We start from the raw sequence: 12,736 nt of genomic DNA, 5'->3' as shown, positions 1-12,736 counted from the left end.
GTAACATATTTCTATCTTATCAAACTTCTTGATTGCTTTATATGGGGGGAACAAAATGAACAAATCGAAAAATCGCTGGCTCATTGCAACAAGTGCTGTAGGAATTCATTTATCTATTGGGTCTGTTTATGCTTGGAGTGTTTTTACGAATCCTTTACATGAAGCCTTTCAGTGGTCATTAACAGAAATAAGTCTCACCTTCAGTATTGCTATTTTATTTTTAGGTTTATCTGCTGCTTTCATGGGACATTTCGTTGAAAGGTATGGTCCAAAGGCATCGGGGCTCTTCTCAGCTATTTTCTTCGGCATCGGAATGACTGGATCAGGATTCGCTGTCCACATGTCCTCACTGCCCCTCCTCTATTTATTTTATGGTGTACTTGCTGGAATAGGTTTAGGAGTAGGCTATATTGCACCTGTATCAACTCTAGTCAAATGGTTTCCGGATCGAAGAGGGCTTGCAACCGGCTTAGCCATTATGGGGTTTGGATTTGCTTCTCTTATTTGCAGCCCAATTATTCAATTTCTCATTGAAAAAGTGAATATCGCAAATACTTTTTATATTCTTGGAATCTCCTATTTTATCATCATGGTGATCTCATCTCTTTATTTATCACCACCAACACCTGATGACGTCAAGCAATTTGATGCATTCAAAACAAAGCAAGGAAAAATTCCTCAAGATTTATCACAGCTTACTGCAAATGAAGCGATCAAGACAAGACGTTTTTATTATTTGTGGCTTATGCTTTTTATTAATATCACATGCGGAATTGCTATTATTTCAGTAGCGTCACCTCTTGCTCAAGAAAGTGTTGGGTTCACTGCAGGTGCTGCAGCTACTCTTGTGGGCATTTTAGGTGCTTTTAATGGGTTAGGACGAATTGGCTGGGCATCGTTCTCAGATTATATAGGAAGACCGAATACGTACACGATTTTTTTCAGTATCCAGCTCATTGCTTTTCCTTTACTCCCCTATTTAAAAGAACCGCTCATCTTTTCAATCGTCATGGCGATCATTTATACGTGCTATGGAGGAGGATTTGCTTCAATTCCAGCTTATATTGGGGATTTGTTTGGTACAAAGCAGCTTGGTGCCATACACGGTTATATTCTGACGGCTTGGGCCGCTGCGGGTTTAGCAGGACCCCTATTTTCATCCTTCATCCGAGATATAACAGGTAATTACACACAGAGTCTTATGGTGTTCTCTGGCTTATTTTTCATCGCTTTTATCATATCACTTCTTATTCGGAAGGATATTCAGCAGCTGAGAAAAACAAGCCTATCTACTGCTTCCTCTGTCTCAGCCCGACCTTAATTTGAATTTGACAGAATCACAATCTAAAGGTAATTTTTAGATATGAAAACGCTTTACAAAGTAATAGGAGGGTGATGATCTCATGGGGAAAACTAAACATAAGGGGCCTGTTAAACTCAATAAAAAACCCTCACCAAAGCTATGGGCCTCTTTTGCACCAATGGGGCTTGGCAAAGTGAAACCGAAACACATTCGAGATACGATGAAAGTGGCATGGGAGAACAAAGATAACCTTCCTTACGCGTACCGTATTTTAACGCAGGGCGTTTGTGACGGCTGTGCCCTTGGCAGTCTCAGGACTGTATGATCAAACGCTCACAGGACCCCATATATGCACTACAAGACTAAATGTACTTCGTCTTAACACAATGCCAGCTATTGATCCAAAATGGTTTGAAGATATTCATCAGCTAAAGCAAATGGACAGCACCTCTCTTCGCAAGCTTGGGCGAATTCCTTATCCATTGCTCCGAAAAAAAGGTGACAATGCCTTTACACGTATTTCTTGGGATAATGCACTAGATCAAATCGCAGCTAAAATTCAATCAATTGATAAACGGCAGCTTGCTTTCTATTTAACTGCCAGAGGAATTACAAATGAAGTTTATTATACCGCTGCAAAGGCAGCTCGATTTATAGGGACGAATCATATTGATAATGCTTCTCGCATTTGCCATTCACCAAGTAAAACCGCTCTTAAACGGTCCCTTGGCATCGGTGCTTCCAGCTGTAATTACAGTGATTGGATTGGAACGGATGTATTAATTTTTTGGGGATCTGTCGCAGCAAACAATCAGCCTGTTTCCACTAAATATATGTACGCTGCTAAAAAGAAAGGGACAAAAATTATCGTCATCAATCCGTATAAAGAGCCTGCCATGGAAAAGTACTGGGTTCCTTCTATTCCAGAGAGTGCTTTATTCGGGACAAAAATTGCGGATGATTTTTACCAAGTCAATATAGGCGGAGATATTGCGTTTATGAACGGCGTCATCAAGCATTGGTTTGACATGGAGCAGCATGCTCCCCATTCAGCTCTTGATCACGAATTTATTCAAAACCATACAACAGGCATACAGGATTTAAAGCAGCATGTCGCACAGTTGAAGTGGGAGGACCTAGAAGCATCATCAGGTTTATCAAAAGAAAGAATGAAGGATTTTGCAACACTGCTTGCCAATGCTAATTCAGGTGTATTTATTTGGAGTATGGGCCTTACTCAGCACCGCTTTGCAACTGATAATATATCACAGGTTGCCAACCTTGCCATGCTGCGAGGATTCATTGGCAGAAAACATTGTGGTGTCATGCCAATTCGGGGGCATAGCGGTGTCCAAGGTTCCGGTGAAATGGGCGCTGATCCATTCGTTTTGCCGGGTAGTGATTTTGATGAAGAGAATATTGAAAGAATCGAACAAATATGGGGATTTGACATTCCTAAATGGCATGGTGACACCATTGGGCAATCCTTTGAAAAGATGGCTCTCCCAAAAGATCATCCACAAAAACTCAAAATGCTGTTTACGAGTGGTGGAAACTTTTTAGAAACGATGCCAAACCCAGAAGCGATTGAAAAAGCATTATCTGAACTAGAACTCCGTGTCCACCAAGATATTATTTTGAATACCTCTACGCTGGTAGACGCTGAAGAGGCGGTAATTGTGCTGCCTGCTATGACAAGATATGAACAACCAGGCGGCGGCACATCAACCAGTACAGAACGCATGGTATATTTCAGTCCAGAAATTGAAGGACCTCGTATTGAGGAAGCCAGAGCAGAATGGGACATTTATGTTGATCTTGCGAAAAGGGTCCGCCCAGATGATGCCGAGCTGATTCATTTTGAAACAGCTGAAGACATTCGTCGTGAGATAGCGATCGCCAATCGAAACTATGATGGCATCCAGCATTTACGGCATAAGGGAGACGTGTTTCAATGGGGAGGCGCTTGGCTTTGTGAAGATGGCGTATGTCCAACGTCAGACGGAAAGGGGCATCTGCTTCCTGCTCAGCTGCCTCAATATCGAAAAACTGAAGGACATTTCAATATCACGACAAGAAGAGGAAAGCAATTCAACTCCATGATCTACAGTGAAAAGGATGCCTTTAATGGTGGAAAACGTCATTCTATCCTAATGAATGAAGAAGATGCAAAAGAGCTTTATGTCCAAGAAGGTGATCCAGTTGTTCTCTTTAATCAATATGGATCCTATCAAGGAGTGGCTCAATTTGGAGAGTTGAGACGTGGCAATATCGCAGTTTATTGGCCAGAAGGGAACGTTTTAATTCCTAAAGGTGTGTATGAGAGTTACTCACAGATTCCCGAGTATAATACGGCTGCCATATTAGAAAAAGCCGAAACTTTCCATGCAAGAAAGGATCAGCATTACGTGGAGAAACGAATTGATGAATTAGAAACGACTTTGAATTAATCGTCAACTTAAAAACAGCTGGGGTTGTTTCCCCAGCTGCCATTCACTCTCTACTGACCAAAAGCGCTCGCTTCTTGTTGAAGAATGCGGTTCAATTCTTCGGCATTTGCAGCCGGTTGATAATGTCCTCCACCCGCTTTTGCAACAGATTTTAAACTTTTTGCTTCTTTTTCATTTACGTCGAACCCAATGATATTGACGATTGTATCTATTCCTTCTTCATGTAATTCCTTTGCTGCTTGTGAAGGGCTTCCACCACAAGTTTCTTCACCATCACTGACAACATAAACAATATTTTTCCCTTCAGCCTGGTGATCTTCAAAATCTTGTTTCGTATCAGTTAATGCTTTTGCAAGTGGTGTCCAGCCGGTTGGCTTATACACATTTAGTGCTTGCTGAAATGTTGATGGCTCATATGATCCAAATCCGTAAACAGCTTCAGAACTTGAACAAGAAACGGCTTTCCCTGCATTTTTATTGGTTCCTTCATGACCAAACACACGAAGTAGAACTTGTGTATCTTCTGATAAAATGCCCGCAAAGCTTTGAATAGACCGTTTGGCGATATCGATTTTCTTTTCACCTTCAACTGATTGTGCCATGCTACCGCTTAAATCGAGTAATATCACCACATGAGCAGGCGGCTCTTGTTTTGTTACAGCATGAGCTGGTGAAGAAAGAAGCAGGACAAGACTAGCCAAAATGGTTAATATGATATTTCTTTTCATCAATAAAAACCTCCATTTTTTACTTTTGTACAGAAAAAGAGAAACGAAAGCATGAATCAATCGTTTCCCTTTTGTTCAGCAAGTTATTCGTGTAGTTTTAATGATTCTGCTGATAAGATAGAACCCATTTCTTTACCAGTGCTTGCTTGGTAGTAATGGCCTTTACCAGCTTTGGCTACTTGCTTCAATTGACCTTCATAGCCATCGTTAAAGTCTAACCCGATCACATTTACAACAGTTGATCCTTTTGAGTTATGCAATTCTTTTGCTACTTTTACTGGATCTCCGCCACAAGTTTCTTCACCATCAGTGATTAAGTACACAATATGCTTTGTTCCTTCAGTAAGCTGCTCATCCGCTTGCTTTGCATTTTCAAGTGCACGTGCAATTGGTGTCCAGCCATTTGGTCCAAGTCCGTTTAAAGAATTTTCAAAGCTGTCTTTTTCATAAGGCTGTACGCCGTAAACGCCTCTAATGACTTCACATGATTGAGCTTTACCTGAATTTTTGTTGTTTCCTTCAGAACCAAACAAGCTCATACGAATTTTAGCGTCTTTTGGAAGTGATTGAGCAAATTTAAATACCTCTTGTTTGGCGAGATCAAATTTGCGCTCTCCCTCAACTTTTCTTGCCATGCTTCCACTTGCATCAAGCAAGATTGTGACTCTTACATCTTTATTATGTTTTTTGACTGTAGATGCTTCTGCAAATACTGGTGAAGAGATTGACATAGATAATGTCAATACAGCTAAGGTTACGAGTGAGAATACTTTTTTCAACATAATTTTCCTTCCTCCTTATGTATTTAATTGAAACATCTTAATCGTAAAATATTCTGTCTTGGAATGGTATAGGACTCGGTCCCTTTTTCTCTTTCATCAAAATCACTAAAATTCTGTCAGATGTCTAGATATTTTCACCTAACAGACCCTTTATCCTCTCGATTTCTCCTCCTTTTGAGGGGCTTTGTATCGGCCATCAGTTCTTATCGGGACATAAATGTTTAAGTTTTCCTTCGGTGCGTCTTAAGTCGCAATTTGTCACATTCTGTTCAAACCTCTTTGACCACACAAAAAAATGCCCCATTTCTGAGGCACCTTTGCTTTATTTTTTAGCCATATACGTGTTGAGAAAACGATCGGCTGATTCGATTTGAATTCCTTTATAATAATGTTTCACGATGGCATCTACTTTTTTTCCAGCCTGCGCCATATAATGCGCACCATATTGACTCATGCCTACACCATGACCATATCCTTTTGTTGTAATGACAATCTGCTGGCCCTGGCGTTCCCATGTGAAGTCCGCTGAATGAAGGCCTAGTGATTCTCGAATGTCTCGTCCTGACAGTGTTTTACCGTTGATCACGGCTTTCGCTACTTGGTTTCCTGGTGTCCGTTCTACTATCTGTCCGACCTGAGCCTGCTGAGTGAGCGTCACACCTAATTTTTGCTGAAATTCACTTACCGAGATGGTTTTCTTGTTTTGAAATTTTGGCGATTTTTCGTCCCATTTACTTGAGACACTTTTCAAATAAGGGATTTCGTTTTTCCAATAGGCTTCGGCATTTTCCGTTTTTCCGTTACTTGTTGAAAAGAATGAAGCATCAATTGGTTTCTCGTCATAAGTCAGCACTTTTCCTTGTGTGCTGGCAACAGCTTCCGTGACTTTTTTTAATTTCCAATTGTACGCTTTCCCCCAAATTTTCTTGAGTTCCTGTTTGTTTTTGTACACCTGGAACATTTGGGTATCATCTACAAGCGAGCCCTTAGGTGATTTGACGGTCTTATCACTGATCATTTGTCTGACGATATACGTTCTTGCTGCGAGCGCCTGTGCCTTGAGTGCTTCCATTTCAAAATCAGCTGGCATTTCAGATGCTACGACACCGATCACATACTCTTCTAAGGGGATGTTTTCTACCTGCTGATGAGCAGAGCGATAGACGGGGATAGCGACGGGTGATTGCTTCAATTTGACTGAACCCTTCACTTCTTTTTTAACTGATGGTTCCGCTGCTACGTGCTGGCTGGCCGCCGGCTTCCCTTGGAATGTCGGCAACACAAGTAATGTTGGAATCATTAAAATGATGATGCATATTCCTGCGATTGTCCATATCATTGGTTTCATATTTGGCTGCCCCCATTTGTCATTGAATCTCTTTTATCCTATGGGCAGGGACAAGCTAATATGACAGCTTCTTTCTTTTAGTGGACAAGTCTTTTATGAAGGTATGAGGCTGTTCTTCAATTGGATTTTACTGTTCGTCTGTATGAATAAAATTTAAGATGGTTGGATACACTAATGATAAGCTTCGTGAAATAAGGCATTCTATGAATCTAAAAAAAAAAATCAGCATGCCCAATGGACACACTGATTTCTTTATGATTACGCGTTCAGATCTGATACAACTTGTTCTTGTGTCACATCTGCTGATTCATCGTTTACTCTTTCAATATCTGCACCGATTGCTGCAAGCTTTTGGTGGAAGTTCACATAACCACGGTCAATATGCTTCAACTCTGTGACACGTGTATGACCTTCTGCCACTAATCCAGCAAGTACAAGTGCTGCTCCTGCTCTTAAATCAGTCGCTGCCACTTCAGCACCTTGAAGTTGAACCGGCCCATTGATAATGACAGAGCGACCCTCAATTTTAATATCGCCATTCATGCGGCGGAATTCTTCAGCATGCATAAAGCGGTTTTCAAACACTGTTTCTGTGATCATGCTTGTTCCGTTCGCACGAAGCAATAGCGCCATCATCTGAGATTGCATATCCGTTGGGAACCCAGGATGCGGCATTGTTTTTAGATCGATTGGCTTGAGCTCAGATGGTCCAATGACTCTTAAACCTTCTTCTTCTTCAATGATCTGAATACCCATTTCTTCCATTTTGGCAACAAGTGATGTCATGTGCTCTGGCACTGCGCCTTTTACAAGAACATTTCCTTCTGTAATGGCTGCTGCCACCATGAAAGTACCTGCTTCAATTCTGTCAGGGATGATGTTGTGTTTTGCACCGTGAAGTGTTTCCACACCTTCGATTTTGATTGTACCAGTACCAGCACCGCGAACCTTACCGCCCATGGCATTGATGTAGTTTGCTAAATCAACAATTTCAGGTTCTTTTGCTACGTTTTCTAAAATTGTTGTTCCTTCCGCTAATGCTGCTGCCATGATGATGTTTTCAGTTGCCCCTACACTTGGGAAATCCAAATAGATTTTTGCACCTTTTAAACGGCCTTTTACTTCAGCCTCGATGAAACCATTACCTACTTGAATTTTAGCTCCCATTGCTTCAAAGCCTTTTAAATGCTGATCAATTGGTCTTGAACCAATTGCACAGCCTCCAGGTAATGCAACTCTTGCATGACCTGTTCTTGCTAAAAGTGGTCCCATGACAAGCACGGATGCTCGCATTTTACGGACATACTCAAACGGAGCCTCAGTTTCTAGTGCATGAGATGCATCAACTGATACTTCGTTATTTTCAAAATGTACTTCTGCTCCTAAATGACGTAACACTTCATTGATTGTATATACATCGGAGAGCGTAGGTACATCACAAATTACGCTTTTTTCTGTACTTGCTAACAAAGATGCAGCGATAACTGGTAAAACGGCATTTTTTGCGCCTTCTACTTTAACTGTGCCGTTTAACTTTTGACCGCCGCGGACGATGATTTTTTCCAAGGTCTTCCCCTCCGCGTCCCAAATTCTCTATATTAATATTCAGTCGTTACGATTGGTGTGCCAACCGTAATCGTATGATTTTCGTTCATTTCCGAACTTCTGATGGCAATTTGAACATTCATTTTATCATTTGAAGTCATAATGAACTGTTCCCACTTCTCTGTGTAAGCGGAAAGCGACACAAAATTAGACTCAACGAGATACTCAACTGGTTTTGCTTGAAATTCATTTGCTAACTTTTCAGCTTTTTTTTGCAAAACAACATCCATCATACCATTTACATGACCATCGAGACAAGTAAAAATTACAATTTTCTCTTGTAATATGCTTTTTGCATGACGTACGAACTGATCATATGTATGCTCCCAGGTATTCAGTGGGCGAGCACCTTTTTGCTCATATAATAAATACGACTTTTGATTTGATTTTGTGTCGGTCTTCACGAGTAAAATTTTCGATTCTGTATCATTTTTTTCATCTTTGTAAATTCCTGTGACTTTGGTGACATGTTGTTCTTTTTTTTCGGTCCACTCATACTGTCGTAGTTCGTCTTTCAAACGTTTCACTTTTTTTGAAAATTGTTCGGATGAAATATCTACATTTGTTTTGGCATGAAGGGTCCATCCATCGACTTCGATTTGCTGGTTTTTCAAACCTTCTGCTATTTGAGCGAGCGGAGAAGATTCTTCCGCACGAACACCTTGAATCATCAGAACAAAAAAAAGAATAAACGCAAATAATGGCCAACCTTTCAAATACTTTCTCACCTGTCATTCCCCCTTGCTACAAGTGTTGCCGCAAGGAGGTCAATGCATACGTGGAAAAGTCAACAAAAGGCGCGCCTTTTGACCCTTCTTTTTACGTTCCCGCAGAAGGCCGTGACCAAACCTTTTATGTTAGAACATATAAGGAATTTGTCTGGAGAAATTTAAGTAATCAAGGAAGAAATTGCTGACCGCAGATGCGATGGCAATAGTAATGAGCATCATCAGCAGCCTTGCTTGAACGATTTTCCCTTTTTTAATGAGTGGATCAATATTTACAGCAAGCAGTGCCCACCATGTAACCGCGATGAAAAATAGGTGAATCACAATGCCCACGATTGCTTGTTGTCCTACGTCTTCCATACAATTGAATCCTCCTTTTATTTATTTCTGTAAAGGAAAACTCCCTTTCATTATATCCTCGAAAATCGGAAAGATGAATCATTTGGAAAAAAGAGCTACATTTAGTGTGAATCCCCTCTTATCCTGATGCCAAGGAGATGATATACTGCGTGTGGAAGGAGCTGAACACATTGAAAGATTCTTTTCCTGACTTTGTTGATTTGTACGGAGAATTGGTTCCCTCATTTGATCATGAATGGGAGGCCATTGCTTTCTACTTTGATTATAGACAGACACAGCTAGAAGAATTAGCACAATTGTGTCATTTTCATAACATTTCTTTGGATTACTCTGAGGAAAGCCTGTATCATTTAGAATCACTATACTTTGAAGCATTGACCAAGCAGCTGTTCGCTGAGTGGAAAATGCCAATAGATGCATTAGAAGCGATGATGAGTGTGTATTTAGGAGAGGTTGTCATCCGTCATCATTCAGATGCTGACTGGGTAGTGCGGCCTTATATGGACTCTTCGCACCAATATACGCTTGGCTTACGCAGAAACAATAAAACATGGCACTGCAGTACGCAATTTTGCGAGCAGTTATATTTAGAAAAGCAAGCAACTCATCCTTATGTGTCGATGTATCAATCTCTCATGTCATCCTAAAAAAAATCCTTCTTATCACAGTGATAAGAAGGATTTTCTGTTTTATTTCCCTGCTACATTTAAACGGTTTAACGCCCGTTTTAATGCGAGTTCCGCCCGGCGTACATCACTTTCATTCGGGTGGTTCAAATGCTCTTCAGCACGCTGTTTCGCTGATTTAGCGCGATCAACATCAACTTTGTCTGATGTTTCAGCGGCCTGAGCAAGAATCGTTACTTGTTCAGGGCGGACTTCAACAAATCCGCCACTTACTGCAACCAATTCAGTTGATCCACTATGTTTTAAGCGAACTGCACCGATTTTTAGCGGAGCAACCATTGGAACGTGGCCAGCTAAAATACCAAGCTCACCGCTTTCTGCTCTTACACTGACCATTTCCACATCCGCTTGATACACTGGGCCGTCGGGAGTAACGATATTGACTTGAACGGTCTTCATGCTTTTACCCTCCTAAGGACCAGATTAGGCCTCTACACCCATCTCTTTGGCTTTTTCAACCACTTCTTCAATGCGTCCAACTAAACGGAATGCATCTTCTGGAAGGTGATCGTATTTACCAGATAAGATTTCCTTGAAGCCTTTAACAGTTTCTTTCAATGGCACATAAGAACCCTTTTGGCCAGTGAACTGCTCTGCTACGTGGAAGTTTTGAGATAGGAAGAATTGAACACGACGCGCTCTGTGTACCACAAGCTTATCGTCCTCAGATAATTCATCCATACCTAAAATGGCAATAATATCTTGCAGCTCTTTATAACGCTGCAATGTTTGCTGTACTTCACGTGCAATCGCATAATGCTCTTCGCCAACGATCTCAGGTGCAAGTGCACGAGATGTTGAAGCAAGAGGATCAACCGCTGGGTAAATACCCATTTCAGTCAGCTTACGCTCAAGGTTTGTCGTTGCATCAAGGTGAGCGAACGTAGTTGCTGGAGCTGGATCTGTATAGTCATCCGCAGGTACATAGATCGCTTGAATCGATGTAACCGATCCTACGTTTGTAGATGTGATACGCTCTTGCAGCTGACCCATTTCTGTTGCAAGTGTCGGCTGATAACCTACCGCTGAAGGCATACGTCCAAGAAGGGCTGAAACTTCAGAACCTGCTTGTGTAAAACGATAGATGTTATCGATGAAGAACAATACGTCTTGACCTTGTTCATCACGGAAATGCTCTGCCATTGTCAAACCAGTTAGGGCAACGCGCATACGTGCACCCGGCGGCTCGTTCATTTGGCCGAAGACCATGGCTGTTTTTTCGATAACGCCAGAATCTTTCATTTCGTAGTAAAGGTCGTTTCCTTCACGTGTACGCTCTCCAACACCAGCGAATACAGAAATACCGCCGTGTTCTTGTGCGATGTTGTTGATCAATTCTTGAATCAGAACGGTTTTACCTACACCGGCTCCACCGAATAGACCGATCTTTCCACCTTTGATGTAAGGAGCAAGCAGGTCAACAACTTTGATACCTGTTTCAAGAATTTCAACTTCTGTAGAAAGTTGATCAAAAGAAGGCGCTTGTCTGTGGATTGGATCTCTTTGAGCTTCCACACCAAGTGGCTCATCTAAGTCAATGTTATCTCCCAGTACGTTGAATACACGTCCAAGTGTTACGTTACCAACTGGTACTGAAATTGGTTTTCCAAGGTCTACAGCTTCCATACCGCGCTTCACACCGTCTGTTGATGCCATCGCGATGGTTCTCACTGTATCATCACCTAAATGTAGTGCTACTTCTAAAGTTAAGTCGATATCAACTTCACTTTCGCTTTCCGCTTTATGCGAAACTTTGATCGCATTATAAATCTCAGGCAAGTGACCGTCTTCAAAACGAACGTCTACGACTGGTCCCATGATCTGACTGATGCGTCCTGTTTTCATTGCATTCCCTCCTGACAATTATTTCTATTCTAAGGCAGCTGCTCCGCCGACAATTTCTGTAATCTCTTGTGTAATCGCTGCTTGACGAGCACGGTTGTAAGAGAGTGTCAGGCTGTCGATCAATTCTTTCGCGTTGTCTGTTGCACTCTTCATTGCTGTCATTCTTGCAGCATGTTCACTTGCTTTGCTGTCAAGAAGCGCACCGAAAATCAAACTCTCTGCATATTGAGGAAGGAGAACTTCAAGAATTTCTTCTTCAGAAGGCTCAAACTCATAAGATGCGGAACGTTTATTTGGTGTCGCTGCGGCCGAAAGGTCCGTTAGCGGCAATAATTTCTTCTCTGTTACTTCTTGTGAAATCGCACTGACAAAGTGGTTGTAGAACATGTAAAGTTCGTCAAACGCTTCATCAGAGAACATTTGAACTGTGCTGCTTGCTAATTCTTTAATATCAGCAAACGCTACTTCGTCTCCAAGCCCTGTTACTTCAGAAATAACTGGAATACCACGCTTTTTGAAGAAGTCGCGTCCGATTTTACCAATGACAATCACCGCATATTCATCAGCGGATTGATGACGAGATTGAATGGTTTGGTAAGCGGCACGCAAAATCGAGCTGTTAAAAGGTCCTGCAAGCCCTCGATCAGATGTAATGACGAGATACCCTGTTTTCTTGACAGGTCTTGAAAGAAGCATTGGGTGCTTAGCACTTGTTCCAGTTGCGATTGCAGCAACCACTTCCTGGATTTTCTCCATGTAAGGAACAAAAGACTTCGCATTGTTTTCAGCACGATTCAGTTTCGCAGCTGATACCATTTGCATCGCTTTTGTGATCTGACTCGATTTTTTCGTTGACGTGATCCTTGACTTTATATCGCGTAATGAGGCCAAAGATTTCACC

11 protein-coding genes and 1 pseudogene are annotated in these 12,736 nt (G+C 41.6%); 3 read left to right on the top strand and 9 right to left on the bottom strand.

Translation table 11 applies throughout. From position 1 onward, the window contains the following. Nucleotides 1–55 precede the first annotated feature (55 nt). Entirely contained in the window at nucleotides 56–1,321 is a 1,266-nt protein-coding gene (locus AOQ70_RS11530) for an L-lactate MFS transporter (RefSeq protein WP_059376385.1), read from the top strand. Nucleotides 1,322–1,403: 82 nt separating this feature from the next. Next, nucleotides 1,404–3,753 (top strand): annotated as a pseudogene (locus AOQ70_RS11525) (FdhF/YdeP family oxidoreductase). Between the two features lie 50 nt (nucleotides 3,754–3,803). On the opposite strand, the gene AOQ70_RS11520 reads toward AOQ70_RS11525, so the two are convergent. From AOQ70_RS11520 to AOQ70_RS11495, 6 genes are all read right to left on the bottom strand, one after another. After that, nucleotides 3,804–4,481 carry a VWA domain-containing protein gene (locus AOQ70_RS11520; RefSeq protein WP_059376383.1) on the bottom strand — a complete coding sequence of 226 codons (678 nt, stop codon included), beginning with the start codon at nucleotides 4,479–4,481 and terminating at the stop codon, nucleotides 3,804–3,806. 83 nt (nucleotides 4,482–4,564) lie between these two features. Beyond that, complete coding sequence (locus tag AOQ70_RS11515) at nucleotides 4,565–5,263, bottom strand: VWA domain-containing protein (protein WP_039182096.1); 699 nt, start codon at nucleotides 5,261–5,263, stop codon at nucleotides 4,565–4,567. Nucleotides 5,264–5,585: 322 nt separating this feature from the next. Then, complete coding sequence (gene spoIID, locus AOQ70_RS11510) at nucleotides 5,586–6,611, bottom strand: stage II sporulation protein D (protein ID WP_041087858.1); 1,026 nt, start codon at nucleotides 6,609–6,611, stop codon at nucleotides 5,586–5,588. Between the two features lie 258 nt (nucleotides 6,612–6,869). Then, on the bottom strand, nucleotides 6,870–8,177 hold the full coding sequence (gene murA, locus AOQ70_RS11505) for a UDP-N-acetylglucosamine 1-carboxyvinyltransferase (RefSeq protein ID WP_024423722.1): 1,308 nt from the start codon (nucleotides 8,175–8,177) through the stop codon (nucleotides 6,870–6,872). A gap of 32 nt (nucleotides 8,178–8,209) precedes the next feature. Then, nucleotides 8,210–8,944 carry a YwmB family TATA-box binding protein gene (locus AOQ70_RS11500; RefSeq protein WP_059376380.1) on the bottom strand — a complete coding sequence of 245 codons (735 nt, stop codon included), beginning with the start codon at nucleotides 8,942–8,944 and terminating at the stop codon, nucleotides 8,210–8,212. A 129-nt stretch (nucleotides 8,945–9,073) separates the two neighbouring features. Next, complete coding sequence (locus AOQ70_RS11495; RefSeq protein ID WP_024423724.1) at nucleotides 9,074–9,304, bottom strand: DUF1146 family protein; 231 nt, start codon at nucleotides 9,302–9,304, stop codon at nucleotides 9,074–9,076. Nucleotides 9,305–9,474: 170 nt separating this feature from the next. Here AOQ70_RS11495 and AOQ70_RS11490 point away from each other — a divergent pair, with 170 nt between their 5' ends. Then, the gene (locus AOQ70_RS11490; protein WP_059376510.1) at nucleotides 9,475–9,951 is read left to right on the top strand and encodes a hypothetical protein; all 477 of its coding nucleotides are present in this window, start codon (nucleotides 9,475–9,477) and stop codon (nucleotides 9,949–9,951) included. Between the two features lie 42 nt (nucleotides 9,952–9,993). Here the strand turns inward: AOQ70_RS11490 and AOQ70_RS11485 are convergent, their stop codons facing one another. From AOQ70_RS11485 to AOQ70_RS11475, 3 genes are read right to left on the bottom strand one after another with little or no spacing between them, the layout of a single operon-like run. Continuing rightward, a complete protein-coding gene (locus AOQ70_RS11485) occupies nucleotides 9,994–10,389 on the bottom strand; it encodes a F0F1 ATP synthase subunit epsilon (RefSeq protein ID WP_003214592.1) in 396 nt (131 codons plus the stop codon). Between the two features lie 24 nt (nucleotides 10,390–10,413). Next, the gene (gene atpD / locus AOQ70_RS11480; protein ID WP_008354929.1) at nucleotides 10,414–11,835 is read right to left on the bottom strand and encodes a F0F1 ATP synthase subunit beta; all 1,422 of its coding nucleotides are present in this window, start codon (nucleotides 11,833–11,835) and stop codon (nucleotides 10,414–10,416) included. A 24-nt stretch (nucleotides 11,836–11,859) separates the two neighbouring features. Continuing rightward, nucleotides 11,860–12,726 (bottom strand): F0F1 ATP synthase subunit gamma, encoded by an 867-nt coding sequence (locus tag AOQ70_RS11475; RefSeq protein ID WP_024423727.1) that lies wholly within the window; start codon nucleotides 12,724–12,726, stop codon nucleotides 11,860–11,862. Nucleotides 12,727–12,736 lie beyond the last annotated feature (10 nt).

The organism is Bacillus sp. AM 13(2015) (genome assembly GCF_001518755.1).
GTDB lineage: Bacteria > Bacillota > Bacilli > Bacillales > Bacillaceae > Bacillus > Bacillus safensis.
The sequence above is the reverse complement of the archived record's forward strand: the minus strand, read 5'-3'. Positions and strand labels throughout refer to the sequence as shown.

What these genes read in the sequence shown, in the direction of transcription:
- AOQ70_RS11515 (WP_039182096.1), bottom strand. Translation starts at nt 5,263, where the DNA reads ATGTTGAAAAAAGTATTCTCACTCGTAACCTTAGCTGTATTGACATTA.
- AOQ70_RS11520 (WP_059376383.1), bottom strand. Translation starts at nt 4,481, where the DNA reads ATGAAAAGAAATATCATATTAACCATTTTGGCTAGTCTTGTCCTGCTT.
- AOQ70_RS11530 (WP_059376385.1), top strand. Translation starts at nt 56, where the DNA reads ATGAACAAATCGAAAAATCGCTGGCTCATTGCAACAAGTGCTGTAGGA.
- AOQ70_RS11485 (WP_003214592.1), bottom strand. Translation starts at nt 10,389, where the DNA reads ATGAAGACCGTTCAAGTCAATATCGTTACTCCCGACGGCCCAGTGTAT.
- spoIID (WP_041087858.1), bottom strand. Translation starts at nt 6,611, where the DNA reads ATGAAACCAATGATATGGACAATCGCAGGAATATGCATCATCATTTTA.
- atpD (WP_008354929.1), bottom strand. Translation starts at nt 11,835, where the DNA reads ATGAAAACAGGACGCATCAGTCAGATCATGGGACCAGTCGTAGACGTT.
- AOQ70_RS11495 (WP_024423724.1), bottom strand. Translation starts at nt 9,304, where the DNA reads ATGGAAGACGTAGGACAACAAGCAATCGTGGGCATTGTGATTCACCTA.